The sequence below is a fragment of the Mesorhizobium sp. M5C.F.Cr.IN.023.01.1.1 genome (assembly GCF_003997585.1).
Lineage (GTDB): Bacteria > Pseudomonadota > Alphaproteobacteria > Rhizobiales > Rhizobiaceae > Mesorhizobium > Mesorhizobium wenxiniae.
In genome coordinates this window covers 59,358-80,041 of the sequence record NZ_RZSU01000011.1, presented here as the reverse complement: position 1 = coordinate 80,041, position 20,684 = coordinate 59,358, and the positions used below count along the sequence as shown (strand labels likewise).

21 protein-coding genes are annotated in these 20,684 nt (G+C 62.7%); 2 read left to right on the top strand and 19 right to left on the bottom strand.

Annotation, left to right across the window (positions count from 1 at the left end; genetic code table 11):
* The first annotated feature begins 519 nt into the window (after window positions 1-519).
* The gene (locus tag EOA78_RS07190; protein WP_127314514.1) at window positions 520-1,311 is read left to right on the top strand and encodes a hypothetical protein; all 792 of its coding nucleotides are present in this window, start codon (window positions 520-522) and stop codon (window positions 1,309-1,311) included.
* 491 nt (window positions 1,312-1,802) lie between these two features.
* On the opposite strand, the gene ftsH is transcribed toward EOA78_RS07190, so the two are convergent.
* The 9 genes from ftsH to ybgC all read right to left on the bottom strand — a co-directional run bounded on the left by ftsH (window position 1,803) and on the right by ybgC (window position 11,829).
* A complete protein-coding gene (ftsH, locus tag EOA78_RS07185) occupies window positions 1,803-3,731 on the bottom strand; it encodes an ATP-dependent zinc metalloprotease FtsH (RefSeq protein ID WP_065011263.1) in 1,929 nt (642 codons plus the stop codon).
* 123 nt (window positions 3,732-3,854) lie between these two features.
* On the bottom strand, window positions 3,855-5,231 hold the full coding sequence (tilS, locus tag EOA78_RS07180; RefSeq protein WP_127314513.1) for a tRNA lysidine(34) synthetase TilS: 1,377 nt from the start codon (window positions 5,229-5,231) through the stop codon (window positions 3,855-3,857).
* Window positions 5,232-5,286: 55 nt separating this feature from the next.
* Entirely contained in the window at window positions 5,287-6,399 is a 1,113-nt protein-coding gene (ybgF, locus tag EOA78_RS07175; protein WP_127314512.1) for a tol-pal system protein YbgF, read from the bottom strand.
* Window positions 6,400-6,588: 189 nt separating this feature from the next.
* Window positions 6,589-7,095: a peptidoglycan-associated lipoprotein Pal gene (gene pal, locus EOA78_RS07170; protein ID WP_029348860.1), complete on the bottom strand. Its 507-nt coding sequence runs from the start codon at window positions 7,093-7,095 to the stop codon at window positions 6,589-6,591.
* Between the two features lie 270 nt (window positions 7,096-7,365).
* Complete coding sequence (gene tolB, locus EOA78_RS07165) at window positions 7,366-8,676, bottom strand: Tol-Pal system beta propeller repeat protein TolB (RefSeq protein WP_127314511.1); 1,311 nt, start codon at window positions 8,674-8,676, stop codon at window positions 7,366-7,368.
* A 40-nt stretch (window positions 8,677-8,716) separates the two neighbouring features.
* Window positions 8,717-9,874: a TonB family protein gene (locus EOA78_RS07160; protein WP_127314510.1), complete on the bottom strand. Its 1,158-nt coding sequence runs from the start codon at window positions 9,872-9,874 to the stop codon at window positions 8,717-8,719.
* A gap of 7 nt (window positions 9,875-9,881) precedes the next feature.
* The gene (gene tolR / locus EOA78_RS07155) at window positions 9,882-10,340 is read right to left on the bottom strand and encodes a protein TolR (protein WP_065011259.1); all 459 of its coding nucleotides are present in this window, start codon (window positions 10,338-10,340) and stop codon (window positions 9,882-9,884) included.
* A 9-nt stretch (window positions 10,341-10,349) separates the two neighbouring features.
* Window positions 10,350-11,060: a protein TolQ gene (gene tolQ, locus EOA78_RS07150; protein WP_127314509.1), complete on the bottom strand. Its 711-nt coding sequence runs from the start codon at window positions 11,058-11,060 to the stop codon at window positions 10,350-10,352.
* Window positions 11,061-11,355: 295 nt separating this feature from the next.
* Window positions 11,356-11,829, bottom strand: coding sequence for a tol-pal system-associated acyl-CoA thioesterase (ybgC, locus tag EOA78_RS07145; RefSeq protein ID WP_127314508.1), 474 nt, complete (start codon window positions 11,827-11,829; stop codon window positions 11,356-11,358).
* Between the two features lie 134 nt (window positions 11,830-11,963).
* Here ybgC and EOA78_RS07140 point away from each other — a divergent pair, with 134 nt between their 5' ends.
* Complete coding sequence (locus tag EOA78_RS07140; RefSeq protein WP_127314507.1) at window positions 11,964-13,214, top strand: cellulase family glycosylhydrolase; 1,251 nt, start codon at window positions 11,964-11,966, stop codon at window positions 13,212-13,214.
* A gap of 6 nt (window positions 13,215-13,220) precedes the next feature.
* Here EOA78_RS07140 and EOA78_RS07135 read toward each other — a convergent pair whose 3' ends face one another.
* From EOA78_RS07135 to EOA78_RS07090, 10 genes are all read right to left on the bottom strand, one after another.
* Window positions 13,221-14,129 carry a metallophosphoesterase gene (locus tag EOA78_RS07135; RefSeq protein WP_127314506.1) on the bottom strand — a complete coding sequence of 303 codons (909 nt, stop codon included), beginning with the start codon at window positions 14,127-14,129 and terminating at the stop codon, window positions 13,221-13,223.
* Window positions 14,130-14,257: 128 nt separating this feature from the next.
* Window positions 14,258-15,295 carry a Holliday junction branch migration DNA helicase RuvB gene (gene ruvB / locus EOA78_RS07130; RefSeq protein ID WP_029348874.1) on the bottom strand — a complete coding sequence of 346 codons (1,038 nt, stop codon included), beginning with the start codon at window positions 15,293-15,295 and terminating at the stop codon, window positions 14,258-14,260.
* 43 nt (window positions 15,296-15,338) lie between these two features.
* Entirely contained in the window at window positions 15,339-15,959 is a 621-nt protein-coding gene (gene ruvA / locus EOA78_RS07125; protein ID WP_127314505.1) for a Holliday junction branch migration protein RuvA, read from the bottom strand.
* Window positions 15,960-15,986: 27 nt separating this feature from the next.
* Entirely contained in the window at window positions 15,987-16,406 is a 420-nt protein-coding gene (locus EOA78_RS07120; protein ID WP_127314504.1) for a type II toxin-antitoxin system VapC family toxin, read from the bottom strand.
* A complete protein-coding gene (locus EOA78_RS07115; RefSeq protein ID WP_095517992.1) occupies window positions 16,384-16,653 on the bottom strand; it encodes an AbrB/MazE/SpoVT family DNA-binding domain-containing protein in 270 nt (89 codons plus the stop codon). The genes EOA78_RS07120 and EOA78_RS07115 overlap by 23 nt, the downstream gene beginning before the upstream one ends.
* Window positions 16,654-16,709: 56 nt before the next feature.
* Entirely contained in the window at window positions 16,710-17,219 is a 510-nt protein-coding gene (gene ruvC / locus EOA78_RS07110; protein WP_127314503.1) for a crossover junction endodeoxyribonuclease RuvC, read from the bottom strand.
* A 324-nt stretch (window positions 17,220-17,543) separates the two neighbouring features.
* Complete coding sequence (locus tag EOA78_RS07105) at window positions 17,544-18,074, bottom strand: DUF1465 family protein (RefSeq protein ID WP_127314502.1); 531 nt, start codon at window positions 18,072-18,074, stop codon at window positions 17,544-17,546.
* Between the two features lie 364 nt (window positions 18,075-18,438).
* Complete coding sequence (locus EOA78_RS07100) at window positions 18,439-18,843, bottom strand: hypothetical protein (protein WP_127314501.1); 405 nt, start codon at window positions 18,841-18,843, stop codon at window positions 18,439-18,441.
* A gap of 465 nt (window positions 18,844-19,308) precedes the next feature.
* Window positions 19,309-20,079: a sulfite exporter TauE/SafE family protein gene (locus EOA78_RS07095; protein WP_127314500.1), complete on the bottom strand. Its 771-nt coding sequence runs from the start codon at window positions 20,077-20,079 to the stop codon at window positions 19,309-19,311.
* A 112-nt stretch (window positions 20,080-20,191) separates the two neighbouring features.
* Window positions 20,192-20,650 (bottom strand): Lrp/AsnC family transcriptional regulator, encoded by a 459-nt coding sequence (locus EOA78_RS07090; RefSeq protein ID WP_127314499.1) that lies wholly within the window; start codon window positions 20,648-20,650, stop codon window positions 20,192-20,194.
* Between the last annotated feature and the right edge of the window lie 34 nt (window positions 20,651-20,684).

Sequence of the window (20,684 nt, the reverse complement as noted above, 5' to 3'; positions counted from 1 at the left end):
GCCAGCTTCCCGATGGTTCTTTTCCGGCACGTCATGCCATAAATTGGCCCGAGCCCTATCATCACAATGCATGATTATAGGTCACCAATCCTTAGAAAATTGTTGTTTTGTGTGTTTTGTGTCACGTTCGTGCGTGGATTTTCAAGTTTCCTGCCCTGGTTGCGGCAGCAGCGTTCAGGAACTACAGACTGCATCTGGATTCTTTGTTGTGTCAGTCGGGAGGCACTGAATTCGCAATCCGCGGGTCGAGTGGCCCTGGATCAGGCATTCAGTTGCGCCGCACCGGTGACACTCGATCCAACCCGCCATGTCAGGCAGTCCCTCACTGTGTTCGCTCTATGCGCGTTTTCCGTGCAAATGCGCTCGGGAAAATCTACCTGGCGGACAGGGTCTGGCTACGATTATATCGAAATAATGCACTTTCCGACCGCTTTTACACCATTTAGCCTCTGGCGCAACCAGCCGTTGAGTGCTATTGCTTGCTTGGTACATATCGTGAACATCTGAGGGAGAAGACGCATGCTCATCCATCGACTTGCCACTTTGACGGGTCTCGCCGTCGTGACCTTATTCCTGGCGGCGCCCGCCAATGCGCTGACCATGGCTGAATGCAGCACCAAGTATAACGCGGCAAAGGACGCCGGAACACTTGGCGGGCAGAACTGGAACCAGTTCCGCAAGGCAGAATGCGGTACCGACGCCGCCGACGCCACGCCAGCCGCGGCGGACAGCACCAGCGCTGCAATTTCCGACGCGGCACCGGGCCTGGCGGCGAAAGAATGCAGCACCAAATACCAGGCTGCAAAGGCCGCCGGCACGCTGAACGGCACGAAGTGGAATGACTTCCGCAAGAGCGAATGCGCCGCCGGCGCCAGCGCGACCGTGGAACCCGCCGCCGCGACGACCAAGGCAGCGGCGACTGCCAACGCACGCAACGGCCTCAGCAGGGCGGATTGCAGCGCCAAATATCAGGCGGCCAAGACCGGCAACACTCTGAACGGCATGAAGTGGAACGACTTCCGCATGAGCCAGTGCGGTGCCGGTGGTTCCGACGACGACACCATGCCGGCAGCCGATCAGGCAAGCCTCACCAGCCACCCGGAAACGCCGACCGTCACCGCTCCCCAGGGTGTGACGTTTCCGAAGGCGATCTCCACCAAGTATAGCAGCGAAACCCCGGCCAAGGGCCGCATGCACACCTGCCGCGACCAGTACCACGCCAACAAGGAGGCCGATACGCTGGGTGGCCTCAAGTGGATCCAGAAGGGTGGCGGCTTCTACAGCCTTTGCAATGCCGCGCTGAAGAGCTGATCGGCGGCAGCATCTGAAAGATGGAAGGCCCGCGAACCGCAAGGTTCGCGGGCTTTTTTGTTGCCGGTGGCGGCGGACGGTCCTGCGGGCGCCGGTGAAGCCACTGCCAATCTCCCCTTTGATGGGGAGATTGGCAGGACAGAGGGGAAGGATCGCGGCATCATTCCAGCTTGGGTTCCTCGCCCCCACGAGAGTGGGGGAGAGGTGGCTCGGCGAAGCCGAGACGGAGAGGGGGATCTGCGCCCTACGAAACCCCTCTCCGGCCGCTTCGCGGCCACCTCTCCCCCGCTTTGCGGGGGCGAGGAACCCAGGTCTTGAGAGGTCGGCCGGACAGCGCGCCCTCGTAACTCAACAATTGCCGAATCCAGTTATAGGAGCGAATGCGGTGGGGGTGAGAGGCTTCGCGCCGTGATCGGCAGTCGGCACCTCCTGAACAAAAAACGCCGCGGTCCAAGCCGCGGCGTTTTCGACTCAATCTCCTGAGCCGGACCCTAGCTTGACGGCTGAGGCTCCATGCCGCCTTCGGGCTCCGGACCCTTCTTGCGGCGGCTGCCGGACTTCGGCACGGCCGAGCCACGGCTTGGCGGCGTGTCGTCGCCGAGATCGCGGGCGGGCTTGTGGCCAGCGATCAGCTGCTTGATCTCCTCGCCGGACAGCGTCTCATATTCCAACAGCCCCTGCGCCAGCGCGATCCATTCCTTCTTCTTCTTGGTCAGGATGGATTTCGCCGTCGAATAGGCCTCGTCGATCAGCCGGCGCACTTCGGCGTCGATGATCTGCGCCGTCTCTTCCGAGACGTTCTGCGTGCGCGCCACCGAATGGCCGAGGAAGACCTCTTCCTGATTATCGCCATAGGCGACATGGCCGAGCTTGTCGGAGAAGCCCCAGCGCGTGACCATGGCGCGCGCCAGCTTGGTTGCCTGCTCGATGTCCGAGGAGGCGCCCGAGGTGATGTTCTCCTTGCCGAACTTGAACTCCTCGGCGACGCGGCCACCCATCATGATGGCGAGGCGCGAGATCATGTACTTGTAGCTCATCGAATAACGATCGCCTTCCGGCAGCTGCATGACCATGCCAAGCGCCCGGCCGCGCGGGATGATGGTCGCCTTGTGCAGAGGATCGGCCGACGGCACGTTCAGCGCCAGAATGGCGTGGCCGGCCTCGTGATAGGCGGTGAGTTCCTTCTCGGCCTGGGTCATGGCCGACGAGCGGCGCTCGGCACCCATCATGATCTTGTCTTTGGCGTCCTCGAACTCCGCCATGGTGACAAGGCGCTTGTTACGCCGCGCCGCCATCAGGGCGGATTCGTTGACGAGGTTCATCAGGTCGGCGCCGGAAAAGCCCGGCGTGCCGCGTGCGATCACCTTGAGGTCGACATTGGGCGCCAGCGGCACGTTGCGCACATGCACCTTCAGGATCTTCTCGCGGCCGACGATGTCCGGGTTCGGCACCACCACCTGGCGATCGAAACGGCCGGGCCTGAGCAGCGCCGGATCGAGCACGTCCGGCCGGTTGGTGGCGGCGATCAGGATGATGCTTTCATTGGATTCGAAGCCGTCCATTTCGACCAGCAACTGGTTCAGCGTCTGCTCGCGCTCGTCGTTGCCACCGCCGAGGCCGGCGCCGCGATGGCGACCGACCGCGTCGATTTCGTCGATGAAGATGATGCAGGGCGCATTCTTCTTGGCCTGGTCGAACATGTCCCGGACGCGGCTGGCGCCAACGCCGACGAACATCTCGACGAAGTCCGAGCCGGAAATGGTGAAGAACGGGACGTTGGCCTCACCCGCGACCGAACGGGCAAGCAGCGTCTTGCCGGTCCCGGGAGGACCGACAAGCAGCACGCCGCGCGGGATCTTGCCGCCAAGCCGCTGGAACTTCTGCGGATCACGCAGGAATTCGACGATCTCTTCCAGATCTTGCTTGGCTTCGTCGACGCCGGCGACGTCCTGGAAGGTGACGCGGCCATGCGCTTCGGTCAAAAGCTTCGCCTTCGACTTGCCGAAACCCATGGCGCGGCCGGAGCCGGACTGCATCTGGCGCATGAAGAATATCCAGACGCCAAGGATGAGGATCATCGGCAGCCAGGAGATGAGATAGCCGAACAGCGAATTGGAACCGTCGGATTCGGGGCGCGCGTTGATGGTGACGTTCTTGTCCTGAAGTCTCGAAACCAGCGACGGATCACCCGGCGAATAGGTCTGGAAGCCGGTAGAGGTGTCGGTATAGGTGCCTGAGATGCGGGCACCCGCTATGGTCACCGTCTTGACCCGGCCGGCCGCGACATCCTGCAGGAACTGCGAATAGGGAACATCGCTCGCTGCTCCGCGCGTCTGCGGCGTCTGGAACAGATTAAAGAGAGCGATGAGCAGGACCGCTATGATCGCCCAGAGCGCGAGATTGCGATAATTCGGATTCATCAATTGTCCCGTTGGTGTCCGTTGGCGGACACGCGTCGTGAGAGGAAACTTGGGTCTAACATAGGGATGGCGCCTTCCCTTGCCAAGCAGAACAGCATGTCGCGGTTAAGCTTTCGCCCACGATCAACCGGCAGTGTGGCCGCTAAAAGGCGTGGCAGGATGCAGCGGCGCGCCGATCAGCGCGGCGACAGTTCCGGCCGGCGCCAGGTCGAAGGACGGCAGGAAGCGGGCAAAGGGCGCGACCACCGGGCATACCGCCATTCCCGGCAAGACCGGGCTGTCCTGCGCCGAACCAAGGCATTCGCCAGGAAGTTCACTTGCGCGCCACAGCACCGGCTCGGCCGCCAGAGCCGCGCGGAAAAGGCTTGGCGGCGTGCCGTCTTCGGGAATTGCCTGTTTTGCGGCACGAGCCGCGCCGAGCGGCGCGATCAAAAATGCACCTGGCTCGTCGCCCAATTTGATCCTCCGGCGGCCGTCCCAAAGGGCATTGTCCACGGCAGGAGCAGCGGGCGGCAGGTTGCGGGTTTCGCGACGCAGGAAGAGGCCGGCACGCCGTGCATCGATCACCGTCCGCGACAATGTGGCGCAAAACGGGGCGGCCCTCAGCCGATCGAGCAGCGCCTCGCTGCGAACCTGGTCGGGCAGAAAGGCAACGCCGCCGACAGTCGCCAGCAGGATGCGCAGCGCGTAGACGGCCGCCGCCTCGTCGCCGGCCGTCGCAAAGCCCGGATCGAGACGGATAAGGCCGGCGGCGGGCCTGCTGGCAAAGCCGCGGATCAGCGCGGCCGCGCGACGGCCAAGCTGTTCGCGCTCCACCGCAGCCCGCGCGGCCAGCGCCACCGCGTCTTCCACGCGCTGGGTACCATTGCGGCCGGCAAGCCCTGCGCGGATACGCGGCCTCTCGAAAGCCTCGTCTTCATTGGTCGGGTCTTCGACCCAGCCGACATTCGCGCGCTGCAGGACTTCGCGCAGCGCCGCCCGCCGGGTGCCGAGAAGCGGCCGTGCGATCCAGATCCGCCAGTCGTAAAGGGTGGCGGGCGCCATGCCGGCGAGACCTCGCCCATCTTGGCGTGCCCCATCCTCGCGTGCTTTCCGCATCAGCACGGTCTCGGCCTGGTCGTCGGCAGTGTGGCCGGTCAGGATCAGGCCGATACCTTCCGCCTGCGCTGCCTCGGCCAGCAGCCGGTAGCGTGCCTCTCGCGCGGCAGCCGGCATGCCGGTCGAGGGCTTGCGCCCGGACCAGACCAGGGTGCGGTGGGCAATGCCGCGCCCGAGGCAAAGCCTGGCGACGGCTTGCGCTTCCGCTGCCGAGCCCGGCCGCAGACCGTGATCGATCGTCACAGCCAGCAATTTCGTTGCGGGCGCGGTACGGTCGAGGTGATCTTTGAGGAGAAGGAGAAGGGCGGTCGAGTCGCTGCCGCCGGATACGGCCGCAACAGCGCCGTTGGTAAAGTCGATCTGCGAAAAAACCGAAGGGTCAGGCTCGGTTTCGAGCGTCAATGCATGTCGCCCAAAAGTGGGCCCGGTTTTGGGGCAACGACATGCAAGAGAAAAACTAACACGCCGCGAGCGCCCTTTCCTGCTTGACGCGTTCCTTGAGCGTGCCGGAAACGTTGGGATAGCGCTTGCCGATCTCGCCGAAAGTGGCGCAGGCCACGTCGCGCTGGTTCAATCCGACCAGCGAGACACCGAGCTTCAGCAGCATGTCGGGAGCCTTCTTGGCCTTCGGATAGTCCTTGCTGGCGGCGAGGAAAGTCTCGGCCGCGTCGCGGTATTTCTGCTGGCCGAGCAGCGACTCACCCAGCCAGTAATGCGCGTCCGCTGCCTTGGCGTTCTTGGGGAAGCGGGCGATGTGGTCGCGAAAACCCTGTTCGGCAGTGCTGTAGTCGCCCGACAGGATGAATTGGTAGGAGTTGCGGTAAAGCTCCTCGGGGTCGTCGGTGGCGGGCAGGGCCGCGACCACCGTGTCGTCGGACTTGCCAGCCTGCGTGCCAGCGGCTTGGTCACCGGGGGCTTGGTCGCTGGTGGCAGGGGCAGTGTTCTGCGCCGGTGCATGTGCCTGGGTGTTGCCGTCGGCGTCGATCACATTGCCGTTCTTGTCGACGGTGATGGTGCCGAACGTCTTCGGCGGAGTGCCCGGGATCACCGTGCCGGGTTCGCCCGTCGGCGATTCGACGATGACCTCCCCGCTCTGGTCGCCGGCGGGCGGTGAGCCCGCAGCGGCCGGCGCGTGAGTCGCCGGAGCCTCGGCGACGCTGCTGTCGGTGTTGGTGGTGGCGTCCGACTTCTTCTGCTCGGCCGGTTGCTGCGCGCCTTGCGAACCGCCTTCCAACTGCTGGAAGCGGAACTCGTTGTCTTCCTGCTGCTTGCGGATCTGCTCCTGCATCTGCAGCACCTGGAAGTTGAGCTCCTCAATCTTGCCATTCATCCGGCGGAGCTGTTCCTCCAGCGCCGTAGTGCCGGTGCCATCCTGGGCGAATTGAACCTGATCCGGTTTCTTTCTTTCACCGAAAATGCCGGGCAGCTTGAGCGTCGGCAACTGGAAGGAAAAGCCGCCTTTCGGCGGTTGTTGCTCATTACCGCTTGCCCCCGTACCGCCAGCAAGTGTGGCGACGCTTGATACGAGCAGCAGCGCAAGTGTGCCGCTCAAGACCGATCTGAAATGCATGTGCCTCTCGCCGTGATATTGTTAGCCTGTTGCGTGCCTTCCGATCGGAGTGGAACCGTCAGGCGCCTCGGCTCTTAGCAGGACGCAGGAACTTCGGCCAAATTTTGTTTCAAGTCCCATATACGGGCGCCGAACATGAAAAAGGCGGCCGCGGCCGCCTTTCGCACATATGTGTTGCATTTCTGCCGATCAAGAACCGGCGCCGCTGATCGTGGTGACGGCGCGGCGGTTCTGCGACCAGCAGGAGATGTCGTCGCAAACCGCGACCGGACGCTCCTTGCCGTAAGAAATGGTCTTCAGGCGCTGGGCGGAAACACCCCTGGCGACGAGGAAGTCGCGGGTGGCGGCGGCACGGCGGGCGCCGAGCGCCAGATTGTATTCGCGCGTGCCGCGCTCGTCGGCATGGCCTTCGATAACGATGGCATACTGCCTATACTGGTTCAGCCACTGCGCCTGTCGCGAAAGCGTCGTCTGCGCGTCGGCGCGGATCGAGGACGAATCCGTATCGAAGAAGATGCGGTCACCGATGTTGACGGTGAAGTCCTGGGCCGATCCGGGCGTTGCCGCCCCGGCGCCGCTGAGACCGAGATCGGCGGCGCTGTTCGGGGTCTTCTTCGAGGCGCAACCGGCAATGGCGAGCGACGCCACCAGCGCGATCATCACCGGGTTTCTAGTAAGTGCTGCGATACGGCCCATGCCGCCTCTCCTTCGCAATTCGAGTGATTTCGTTGATCGTCCAGTAACCACGTTTGGGTTAACCGGCGTTCAAGAAACACGGTTAAAATTTGGTTTCGGCTGCCGTCCGCAGCCGTTTTGCCAGGGGCCGCCCGACGGGTCCACGATGCGCGCGGACCCTAGGCGGAAATGCGGCTAAAACGCGACCAAGCCGTGGAAAGGAGCGAATTGAAGAGTTGAGGAATCCCGTTTTCTCCATCTCTTCAATTCTTCATTTCTCCAATTCCTCTCTCACTCGAGCAGCGGCGACCAGGCCGGGTCCGACGCGAAATTCGCGGTCGGGATCGACTGCTCGTTGCGCCCAGTGAGATCGACCGAAACGAGTTTCGGCCCGCCGGCTGAATCGCGGAAGAACATCAGCACCCGCCCGTTGGGCGCCCAGGTCGGCCCCTCCTGCTGGAAGCCGGTTGAAAGGATGCGCTCGCCCGAACCGTCGACGCGCATGACGCCGATCTGGAATTCGCCGGCAGTCTGCTTGGTGAAGGCGATGAGATCGCCGCGCGGCGACCATACCGGCGTCGAATAGACGCCGTCGCCGAAGGAGATGCGGGTCTGGCCCGAACCGTCGGCGCCCATCACATAAATCTGCGCGCGGCCGCCGCGGTCGGAGGTGAACACCACCTTGCTGCCATCCGGCGAATAGGACGGCGAGGTGTCGATGGCCGTCGAATTGGTGAGCCTGGTCGTCGAGCGGCTTCTCAAGTCCATGGCGAAGATGTTGGAATTGCCGTCGTCGCGCAGCAGGCTCATGATCACCTTCTGGCCGTCGGGCGAAAAGCGCGGCGCAAAGGTCATGCCGGGAAAGTCGCCGACCAGTTCGCGCTGCCCGGTCTCGATCTGCAGCAGATAGACCTTCGGCTGGCCGCTTTCATACGACATGTAAGTGATTTCCTGCCGGTTTGGCGAGAAACGCGGGGTCAGCACGATCGACCTGCCGTCCGACAGATAGCGGACGTTGGCGCCGTCCTGGTCCATAATGGCGAGGCGCTTCTTGCGCGCGTTCTTTGCGCCCGATTCGTCGATGAAGACGACGCGCGTGTCGAAATAGCCCTTCTCGCCGGTCAGCCGCTCATAGATCGCATCGGCGATGATATGAGCGACGCGCCTCGTATTGGCGTCGTTGGCGAAGAACTGCTCGCCCGACATCTGCTGGCCGGCAAAGGTGTCCCACAACCTGTACTGGGCGCGGACGCGGCCATCGGCCTCCTTGCTAACGCTGCCGGTGACTAGCGCCTGGGCATTGATCACCTTCCAGTCCTCGAAGCGGGGCGTAGCATCCGGATTGGAGATCTTTTCGATGAAGGCGCTCTTGTCGATCGGCGCGAACAGGCCGGAGCGTTTCAGGTCTGCGCTGACGATGCCGGAAATCTCCGCGCCCAACGCATCGCCGCCCTGGAAATCGGTGATGGCGATCGGCAGCGGCTCGACATTGCCTTTGTTGACGTTGAGCTCAACGAGCGCCCGCGCCGGCAAGATGGCGGCGGCAGTCATGCCCAGCGCCATCGCTACGATCATCAGGAGCGGCTTGAGGATGGATTTCATGTCTTCTCGCTTCTCTTCAATGATTCTAGGGCCGCCAGACCTATAGGCCGAGCATCTCCCGTGGATCGAAGGTGACCCGCACGTCGGCCCAGATGTCTTGTTTGCCTGCGGGAACCTGCAGGCCGGCCACATCGCATTTCTGAACCGCGCGCACGGCACTTTCGTCGAACGGGCGGCTTCCGCTCGACTTTTCGACAGATGGGCGTCCGTCCAGCTTGCCGGAGGCATCGAGGTTGAACCGGACTACGACGATGAAATTCTCGGAGCCCTCGAGCCCTACCGGCAGGGTCCAGCAACCACCAAGCTGAGCCTCCAACGCCCCCTGCTCCGACCTTGAAAGCTTCTGGCCCTGCGTCTTGTCCCCGCCGAGCGATGCCTGCTGGGTTGAACGCTTGGCGCCGCCGCCGGACGGCTTCCGCTTGTCGAGCAGCGCCGAAATCTCGTCGGCATTGAACTGCTTGTCTTCCGATTTCGGCTTGGACGAGGCCTCCTTGACCGGCTTGTCGGCGTCCTTGCGCTCCGGCGCCTTGGCGCTTTCGGCCTGGGCCGGCTGCGGCTTCGGCCGCGCCTGCGGGGCAGGCGCAGAGTCCGGAAGCTGCGTCGTCTCGGTGGGCTGCTCTTTCGTTATTGCTTCGGCAACGGCGTCCGGCTTGACCTCAGGCTGCGGGTCGATGGCGGCGGTCTTGTCCTGCGGCGGCGTCGGCGCCGGCTCCTTGGCCGGTGTCGGCTTGGGCTCCGCCTGCTTGACAGGCTCGGGCTTGACCTCTTCCTTTGGCTGCGGGACCGGTGCGACCTCCGTCGCCGGGACAGGCTTGGGCTGTTCCTTCGGCTTCGGCACATCCTCGGGCTTGGGCTTATCTTTCGGCGTCGGTGCGGGCGGTGGCGCCTCAGCCTTATCGACCGGCTTGGGCTTGGGCTCCGGCGTCGGCGGCTTGTCGGTATCGACGCTATTCTCACCGACCGTCTGCGCGTCGGCCACGATGTCCGGGCGCTGGGTCGGCAATGGCGCCGGCTTTTCACTCACCGCAGCCTTCTTGTCGCCCTGCTGTATCTGCGCGATCGCTTCCATCGGCACGATTTCGACCGCCAGCGACTCGGCATCGGACGCCGGCAATGCAGCCGGCGCCGACAGTGTGAACAGCCCGAAGGCTATCGCCACTGCGTGCAAGATCACCGATGTGGTGAGGCCGGTCCTCATCTTGCGTCTATTGATCCTGTTCCTGCAGTGAAACCAGGCCGATATTCTTGTATCCGGCGGCCGAGATGCGGGCCATCACCTTCATGGCGGTGCCATAGTCCGTCGACTTGTCGCCGCGGATGAAGATGCGCTCGTCATAGCCGGTCTTCGAGATCGCCTGCAGCTTCGCCACCAGTTCCTCAACCGGGATTTCGGTCTCCTGGAGATAGATCTGGCCGGCGGAGTTGATGGAGACCGTGATCGGCTGCGTGTCGACATTCATCGCCTTGGCCTGCGTGTCCGGCAGGTCGATCGGCACGCCGACCGTCAGCAGTGGCGCCGCGACCATAAAGATGATCAACAGCACCAGCATCACGTCGACCATCGGCGTGACGTTGATTTCCGATATCATCGCGTGATGGCGGCCGCGCCGCCTGTGGCCGCGACCACCGCGTCCCCCGCCACCCGCGCCTACAGACATTCCCATGATTGTTCCTCAGGTCTTCTGCGCGACTTTTTCATCGATTTGGCGCGAGAGTATGGCGGAGAACTCGTCCGCGAACCCTTCCATGCGCACGGCGATCTTGCTGGCGTCCGACGACAGCTTGTTGTAGGCGATGACGGCGGGGATGGCCGCGAGCAGGCCTATTGCCGTGGCCAGCAGCGCTTCGGCAATGCCGGGTGCGACCACCGACAGGCTGGTATTCTTGGATGCGGCGATCGCCTGGAACGAGGTCATGATGCCGATCACGGTGCCGAACAGGCCGATGAAGGGCGCCGCCGAGCCGGTGGTGGCGAGAAAGCCAAGCCGTCCTTCCAGCTTTTCCATTTCGCGGGTCAGCGCCAGGTCCATCGCCTTGTCGATGCGGGTCTGCAGGCCAAGCGGCGATTTCGCGCCCTTCTCAAAGCTTTTTTTCCATTCGCGCATGGCGGCGACGAAGATGGCGCTCATGCCCGACGTTTTTCGGTCGGCGAGCGTGCGGTAGAGCTCTTCCAGCGACTGCCCCGACCAGAACACCTGTTCGAAGCGATTGAGCGCGAGCCGCATGCGGCCATAGGCGACGAGCTTGTCGACGATGATCGCCCAGGTCCAGATCGAGGCGCAGAGCAGCCCGATCATGACCAGCTTGACCACCCAGCCGGCCTGCATGAACAGCGCCCAAATCGACAAATGCGCGCCCGGTTCGGCGAGTGCGATATTTTCCATGGTTACGTCCTTAAGATTTTCTTGGCACGGCTGGCGGCTGGCCCATGGGCATCCCTTGTGGTCCGTTCGCGCGCAAAGCTTGCGGCATAACCCCAAAATGCACCGTTGGCGGCCTTTTCGGGGCAAATGTTGGTGAAAGGAAGGCGCTGGATTCCTCCAATCTTTACCACTCTCTTCATGAACCGTTATGGTTAAGGATGGGTTAGGACGTACAGCGCGGCGCATTGCCGCGCCTTGGGCGAGCCGCCAGGCATCGTCACCGGATCATTGGCGTCAGTAACTTACCGATTTGAACTTACCGGTTTGTCTTGGGCATGAAGGCTGCGATCCATTCCTTCGGAAAACGTTTTGGCCGGCCATTCTCGCCGATGATCGCCGCCTCGACCCGCGCCTCGACCAACACCTCGCCGCCGCGCTTCAGCTGCTGCGCCATGAAGATGCGGGCGCCCGAAATGTCCTCGGTGCGCGTCTCGATGGTCAAGATGTCGTCCATGCGGGCGGATCCGCGGAAGTCGATCTCCATGCGCCGCACCACCCAGATTATTTTTTCGCCATGCTTGCCCTCGGCGAGCTCGGTGTGATGGACGCCGGCAAGCCGGAGATAGTCGGAGCGGCCGCGCTCGAAGAATTCGAGATAGCGCGCGTGGTAGACGACGCCGGAGAAATCGGTGTCGGCATAGTAGACCCGCGCCATCAGCCGATGGCCGAATTCCGTCAGCGCGCCGGAAAGCCCGGCGCCGAGCGCCGCCGATTCACCATGATCGTCCATTGCGCTTTCCTTTTTGGGCCTGACCGGGCACCTAAAGCGCGACGCACTTTAGGTGGTTGTTTCCTTGCGTGTCGTTGTCCCAAAAACCGCTACACACTCTTGGGCGACACGCACTGGCTTGGCGCAAGAACCGGATGGCACTGTTGACGGCGATGATCAAGACCTTGATGGCGGCGCTACTCGTGCTTGCCGCGCTGGTGATGCCGGCCCAGACAGCGAGCTTTTCGATGAAGCGCGGCCTCAATCTCGACCAATGGACGACCTGGCCTGGCGAGGACAAATGGAGCGACCCGCAGACAATCCTGCCCTATCCCGAGTGGCGCAAGTTCCTCAATGACGATGACCTCAAGGCGCTGAAGAGCGCCGGCTTCGATTTCCTGCGCATGCCGGTCGATCCGTCGCCGTTCCTGTCCGGCGAGACCCTGACGCTGCGCGACAATCTCTATGCCAGCGTGCTGGACTCGGTGCGCATGATCAATCGTGCCGGACTGAAGGTGATCGTCGACATGCACCTGATCCCCAGCGGCAGCAGCCGCAAGATCGGCATGGGCGAGGTGATGGACGACCCGAAAATGTTCGAAGCCTATGTCGAGGTGGTGCGCAAGATGGCGCGCACGCTGGCCGATGAGGATCCGCGCCAAGTCGCCTTCGAGCCGATGAACGAGCCGGTCGTCGACTGTGACGCCGACGGCACCAGCTTCTGGCCGGAGCGCCAGCAGAGACTGTTCGCGGCGGCGCGTTCGTCGGCCACGAAGCTCACCCTGATCCTGACCGGCGCCTGCTATTCCAATGCGGCATCGCTGGCAAAGTTCGATCCGAAGGCGATCCCGGACGACAACATCATCTGGACCTTTCATACCTACGATCCGTTCCTGCTGACCCATCAGGGCGCGACCTGGGCCGGCGATTTCATCCCCTATGTGACCGGCCTGCCCTATCCGCTCAGCGCCGTCCCGCGCGCCCAGCTGGAGGCAGCGCTCGATACGATCCGCGCAAGGATCAAGGCCGAGGCGCCATGGACGAGGCAGAGCGGCTTGCTTGCCTATCTCGACGAGCAGGTCGCCAGCATGGACAAAGATGAGAAGCTGCTCGAGACAATGAATGCACCGTTCACCAGGGTCGAGGCCTGGGCAAAGGCCAACGGCATCAGACCGGAGAACATCACGCTGGGCGAATTCGGCATGATCCGCCAGGAATACGGCAATGCCCAAGTGATGCCGGCCGAATACCGCGCCGCTTATGTCAGGGATATGATCGCGCGCGCAGAAGCCCATGGCTTCTCGTGGTCGGTCTGGAGCTATGGCGGCGCCTTCGGCATCGTCGAGGCGTTTGATGGCAACAAGGCCGAGCCGGATGTGATGGACGCGATCAAGTCACTTCATTGAAGCGGTTCAGGCTGAATCCAGTTCGATCGAAAGAATCTCTGGGCGCATCCCAAAACGCACCGGCAGGATGCTGAAACCGAGCCCTCCGGAGACGATCAGGTTACGGTTCTCCTCCACAACATGGCCATAGGCAAAACGGTTGCCGAAGCGGGATGGCACGACCGGAGAATAGCCGAGCAACCGCACCTGTCCGCCATGGGTATGACCGGAAAGCGTCAGCGATACCCGTGACGGGACCTTCGGGAATATGTCCGGCTCATGCGCCAGCAGGATAACAGGAGCCTTGTCGCGCACCTTTGCCAGCGTGCCATGCAGGTCGTCCAGTCCTTTGAATCTGCTGCGGCCCCAGGCCTTGCCCGGCCGCAGCGCAAGTTGGTCCGCAAGTCCGGCGACCCAGAAGCCATGCCCGTCTTTTTCCAGGCGCACCGCATCGTTTTCCAGGACCGGGATGCCGGCACTTTCGAGCGCCCTGCGCGCCACCGTCGGGCCGAACCCGGCTTTCTGCGCAGAAAGGTCCTCCCACCAGTCGTGATTGCCAAGGATTGACCACACGCCGAGCGGCGCCTTCAGTCCTGACAAGGCCAGCGCCCATTCGGAGGAACCCACCCAGTCCGAAACCAGGCGTGTGCCGGCTGCATAGTCGCCAAGCAGGACAATCAGATCCGGCTGCAGGCTGTTCGCCCGTTCGGCAAGCGACCTAATCCGCTCCGGCGTCATCCATGGCCGGCAAGCATGGATATCGGCGAGAGCGACGACGCGAAGCCGCAATCCTGCAGGCCAGTTTGGCGGCGTCAATGAATAGCGCTTCACATGCGTCAACAACATCGGCTCGAGGCCAACCGCATAAGCGCTGAGCGACACGGCCGATAAGAACGAGCCGCCGATGAGGCGCAGGAAGCCACGTCTGGTGATCATCGCTCAGCTCCGTCGTTCGTGGGACGGACGGTCCCACGAACGAAGCGTTAGAGCCCGCAAATGCGCCGGCAAGCTGACCAGGATTAGGAGATTTTGCGCAGGAATGAAGCCGCAACGCCGCGCGGACGCTACTCTTCCTGGAACAGGCTGATCTGCTGCTGCGCCAAGTCCTTCGGCGCATCGAGGCCGAGATGCCGCCAGGCATTGGCGGTCAGCACGCGGCCGCGCGGCGTGCGCTGGATGAATCCCTGCTGGATCAGATAGGGCTCGATAATGTCCTCGATGGCGTCGCGCGGCTCGGAAAGCCCTGCCGCGATCGTCTCGATGCCGACCGGCCCGCCGCCAAAATTCCGCGCGATCATCGAGAGGTAGCGGCGGTCGAGCGCGTCGAGACCGAGCGCATCGACCTCCAGCCGCGTCAGCGCTTCGTCGGCGATCTGCCGGTCGACATGACCGTCGCCGGCGACGGAGGCAAAATCGCGCACGCGGCGCAACAGCCGGCCGGCGATGCGCGGCGTGCCGCGCGCGCGTCGCGCGATCTCCAGCGCGCCGTCGTCGCCGAGCGGCATGCCAAGAATGCGGGCGCCGCGCCGCACGATCTGCTCCAGTTCCTCGACGGAGTAGAAATTGAGACGGACCGGGATGCCGAAGCGGTCGCGCAGCGGATTGGTCAAAAGACCGAGCCGGGTGGTGGCGGCGACGAGGGTGAAACGGGCTAGGTCGATCTTGACCGAGCGCGCCGCCGGCCCTTCGCCGATGATCAGGTCAAGCTGGAAATCCTCCATCGCCGGATAGAGAATTTCCTCGACCGCCGGGTTGAGCCGGTGGATCTCGTCGATGAACAGCACGTCGCGGTCTTCGAGATTGGTGAGCAGTGCTGCGAGATCGCCGGCCTTGGCAATGACCGGGCCGGAGGTCGAGCGGAAATTGACGCCGAGCTCGCGCGCCATGATCTGCGCCAGCGTTGTCTTGCCGAGGCCGGGCGGCCCGACGAACAGCACATGGTCGAGCGCCTCGCTGCGGCCCTTGGCGGCCTCGATGAACACTTTGAGATTGGCCCGCACCGCCGCCTGGCCGACAAAATCGCCGAGCGTCTGCGGCCGCAAGGTTTGCTCGGCATCCTCGCCGCGCTTATCGGGAGCGATGAGGCGTGGCGAAAGGCTCATGCCGCTTTCCTTGCACAGGGTAGGGAACGGGACAAGCACAGTCTCACCGCGCCAGTTCCTTCAGCCCGAAGCGGATCAGCTTCGATGCATCCGCATCCTCGCCGGCGCTCTTCAGCGCCGCCGCCACCGCATTGGCGGCGATGTCGCGCGAATAGCCGAGATTGACCAGCGCCGAGACGGCGTCGGTGATCGGCGCCGGTGCGACGCCTTCGCCGAGTTCCTGCTTCAGGCCGATGGTGCCGGAGGCAGTGCCCGCATAGGCTGGCGCCTTGTTCTTCAGTTCGGTGACGATGCGCTCGGCCACCTTCTTGCCGACGCCCGGCGCGCGGCTGACCATGGCAATATCACGCAGCGCGATAGCATTGGCGAGATCGGCCGGCGCCAGCGTCGACAGAATAGCCAGCGCCACCTTGGCGCCGACGCCCTGTACATTGCTCATCAACAGCCGGAACCATTCGCGCTCCAGCACCGACTGGAAACCGTAGAGCCGCAGCATATCCTCGCGTACATAGGTCTCGATGAACAGCGCCACCGCCTCGCCGGGGGCCGGCAAGGCGGCCAGCGTGCGCGTCGAGCAGTGGGCGACATAGCCGACGCCGTGCACGTCGATGATGCAGAAATCCTCGTCGATCTCTTCCAGCGTGCCTTTGAGCTTGCCGATCATGCCAAAGCTCTCATCGATCCAGGGCCCTCATGGATAGGTTTCAGGAGACAGGATATCGAGATCCGGAAAGTAGCTGCGATAGCGGGCGGCATCGCGCGTCAGCAGACGATGCCCAGCGACAACCGCATGGGCTCCAATAAAGAAATCCGGCAGGGTTCGTTCGCTGACCCCGCCAGCGCGGCGATAGCGGGAATGCGTTACACCGGCGAGGAATGCCGCTTCCCATGGCAAGAGTTCGCGATCCATCTTGAGCGTTTCCACTGCTTTACGGAGTGCCGGCTCGGTCGCTATCAGCGGCGCGAGTTCGGACCAGACGATTGTATTGATGACGAGTGTACCATCGCGCCGGCATGCTGTGATCGCTGACGCCGACCACTTCGTCTCCTGTCCGGCAGGACCCCAAACATCGATCAGGACATTTGTGTCAATCAATGTCGAGATCTTCACGTGGACCCCTCAGCCACTCCATATACTCATCCGTTGTCATGCCTCCCAAGTCCAACGTGCCGGCCATATGATCGAGCAGTTGGCTGAATTTGCGAGAGGCCTCTTCTTCGGAAATGTTTTCGTTGACCGCAACAACACGAGCGCCGTCGTCTGTGGGCACGAACTCCACCTCGGAGCCCGGCCCAATCCCCAAATGATCCCGTATCTCCTTCGGGATCGTCACCTGGCCTTTGCTGGTCACACGCATGGTAATACCTCGTTGGTATTACTTATTGCCGAACCGAGAACAGGTCAAGAACAAACTTATCCGGCCAGCGCCATCCTATAGGCAACACTGTGCCGGTGATGCGCGTGACAGATGGCAATGGCCAGCGCGTCAGCGGCATCGTCGGTGTCGAAACTCGCCTTCGGCATCAGCACCTTGACCATCATGTGGATCTGCTTCTTGTCGCCGTGGCCGACGCCGATCACCGCCTTCTTGACGGCGTTGGGCGCATATTCGGCAACGACCAGGCCGGCCAGCGCCGGCACCAGCATGGCGATGCCGCGCGCCTGGCCAAGCTTCAGCGTCGCTGCCGCATCCTTGTTGACGAAAGTCTGCTCGACCGCCGCCTCGTGCGGCATGGCGGCATGCAGGATCTCGGCGAGCCCATCATGCAACTGGCAAAGGCGCGTCGCCAGCGCCGCCTTGTCGTCGGAACGCACGGTGCCGGAGGCGACGAAGCGCAGCGAATTGCCGAGGCTCTCGACGATGCCCCAGCCGGTACGCCTCAGCCCCGGATCGATGCCGATGATGCGAATCGCTTCCCCCATTCGCCAAGTCTACCCTTGGCGGACAGCGATGCCAGCGAAATGTGAACAAACCAGAAACAGGGTTCCCACAGCGTCCCATAGGCTGTTTAAGAATTCGCTCTTACGAGGCAGATGGCGTGGTTTTCGAGAACCGAAGCGGAGCGGACATTTGGGTCGGTGAGCCCGCGCATGACCCCTGAAAATCGGAGTCGATTTTCGGAAAAGGGTCATGCGCAAAATCTAAGTGCTACACCGTCCTTTGCGCGTCCCCAGACGCGCGGCGCTGTAGGCAAGCGCAGAAAACTGCGCCAGGTGTCCGGCGGAGTAGAATTATCAAGCAGCCTGTCAGCCACGGGCAAAAGCCGTGTTCAGCAGCGTGATCTGGTCGGAAACCGGATTGACGCGGCGGCCGGATGGCGAGACGTCGGCCATTTCGCTGCCGTAGATTTCCTCGTCCATACGACGCACCAGCGCCTGCAGGCGCAGCGAACGGTTGACGAGGTCAAGAAAATCTTTGGGCAGTTCGACCCAGCCTGCGGCATCGTTGTTGGCGGAAGCGGTGTCGAGACGCACTTTGGATTTTTCGGACGCAACCTGATCGCGGGTCATCTCGCCGGAATTCGCCGCGCGCTGCAAAAGCAGCCAGGAGGCGACCTGCATCAGCCTCGTGGTTAATCGCATCGATTCAGCCGCATAGAGCGTCGCCGCCAGCCTGGACAGTTTCTTCGCCTCGGCCCGGCCCTTGCCGTCCAGATATTCGGCCGCCTGCTCGACTAGGCCCATGCCTTCCTGGTACAGCGGCTTGAAGGATTGGGAGAAAACCCGGCGCTCCGCCAGCTTGATGGTTTTCGCGCTTCCCTTCGAAGAGTCGTTCATCGATACGCCCTGCACTTGCCTTACAGCCGGTCGATTCGGCGTCATCGCCGTCACGTCCTGCACCCTATATGACCGAGACTTGAAAATGCGCTTCGGGGCGGGTGAAGGCAAGCACATGTTTAACAAACGGTTAACGGCGGCGCAGGCCCCCAGGCCATCCGGATCACGGGCAAAAAAAGAGCCGCGGGTAAGGCGGCTCTCAGGAGTTTAACAGGGAGGCGTCAAACAAAGTGGCTCCAACCACTCGGTAAGAATCCAGATCACTGGATGTACATAGTAAACGCCTGTAAAGCTTAATGAAGCCTTAACGGCACGGAAATTTTTTGATCGAGCGCCGCCCGCCTGTGCCGTAACAGCACAATACTCACGCCTTTTGGGCCTCAGGAAGCCGCTCGGCTTTCCACACCACCGGCAGTGCGATGTAGGCAAACAGCAGCAATCCCGCGTAAAAACCCATCGAGGACGTTGCCACCAGCGGCTCGATCGCCGGGTTGCCGGCAAGCATGATATAAAGGCCGATCAGCAGGCCGATGCCACTGATTGCCGTCAACCAGAAATGGACGGTGGCAAGCCTCTTTTCCGCGACTGCCGGAAACAGATGGTAGAAGAAGGCAAACACCGCCGACATCAGCCATCCGGCCACCATGATGTGGGCGTGGGTCGGCATCTGCGCATGGTCTTTGCTGATCGCCATCTGAAGTCCGAGCGCCATCCCGAACAATGCGTAGACGACGGCCAGCGTGAAGAAATTTCGTGCTACCTTTTGCATAGTATCCCCCGGTTTGCCTTTCCCGTCATGGGAATGGGTTGAATTCAGGCGGTCGACCCGCCACCGGGTCCCCGGCATCGGCGCATTAGCATCGGCAATGTTTCTGGACGATGCCGCATCGCGCCCGACCCTTCCCCGGCAGTGCCAGAATAGCAGAAAACGGCGTGACGCGATTGCGCAATCGTTGAACGATGCCGTTACGGCGTGTCTCATAGGACGTTGAAACAAAGCGGCCGCTCACGCGACATCGCTCCGAAACAGGCGCCGCGTTAAACGCCCGCTCCTCACAGCGAGACGGAGCAAGTATGCGCCGCTCGCCCCCATCCTGGGCAGCATAGCGCTGGTCCTGACCACCGGAGTTGCTCTCGCCCTCGGCGGAACGCGCCGATTGGTGCCTAGCGCCGCCTGAAATCTACCGTGACGCTGCTGGCGACTCGGCTGCCGGCAGCTTCCATGGCTGGCAATCTAGAGAAGGCCGGCAATCCCGTCCCACAGCAGCTTGAGCGCAACGACCGCCACGGTTGCGTAGGTGAAGGGGTAGAACAGTTCCGGCCGCATCCGCCGGACCAGCCAGGCGCCGGCGATGGTCGAAAGCGGCGCCAGCGGTACCAGAACCGCCGACGCGGTCAGGTTCAAGGTATCGAACTGTCCCAGCGCAAAATAGGGGATGAGCTTCAATGCGTTGGTGGCGGCAAAGAAGATTGCAGCGGTGCCCGACAGCACTTTCGGATCGAGCCGGATCGGCAGCGCATAGACCTGAAAGGGCGGACCGCCGACATGGGCGACGAAGCTGGTGAAGCCGGCGACCGTCCCCCAGAAGGCAGCAGCCGCGCGGTTGGGCTCGGCTGAGTGGCTCGCACCGTGCCGCATCTGTAGATAGACCCAGCGAAGCACGAAGATAATGGCCACCGCGCCGACGATCAGCCGCACCATTTCCGCTGTCACCAGCGCCGCGGTCAGCCAGCCGAGGCCGATGCCGATTACCGCCCCCGGCATCATGTCCGTAAGCATCTTGCGGTCGTAGACACCCCACCATGTCCACACCGAGACGATGTCCATCAGGCATAGAATCGGCAGCAGGATGGCGGCGGCCTGCACCGGCGGCATGGCCAGCGCCATCAGCGGCACGCCGATGAAACCGACCGCACCGCCAAAGCCGCCCTTGGACAGACCGACCAGGATGACGGCTGGAATGGCGGCGGCATAGAACCAGGGATCGAGCAGAAGACCTGACATCGGCGGGGAGCAGTTGGAGGGAAAGCGTATAGACGCTGGAATAGCCGATAAACTTTCGCGCCGCGACCGCAAATGTGCACACAATGCGATGCGTCGTGAGTGCTGAGGCCTGTTACGGTTTTGAGATGGCGGTCGCGGCAAGCGGCGGCGGGCGCCTCCGGATCGGCTGCGCCTTGATGATGGCTGTGCTCGTTTCGGCTTTGTCGGCGATACGGTCGAGAAGCTTGTCGAGATCGCCGATCGAGCGCACGAACAGCCGGGCAACAAAGCAGTCGTCGCCCGTCACCTTGTCGCATTCGCCAAACTCCGGGATCTCCTCGATCAGCTTTTGGACGATATGCAGCTTGCCCGGCAAGGGCCGGATGCGAACGATCGCCTGCAGCAAGTAGCCGAGCGCTTGCGGGTCGATCTCGACGGTGAAAGCCCTGATAACGCCACGATCCTCCAGCCGGCGCAGCCGTTCCGCCACGCTCGGCGACGACAGTCCTACCTGCTGGGCCAGTTCCTTCAATGAGGTTCGCGAATTCTTGATCAGGATTTCGAGAAGGCGTCGGTCCAGATCGTCCAGCATTTGACATTCCCAATGAAAAGGCCGCCGTCACCTT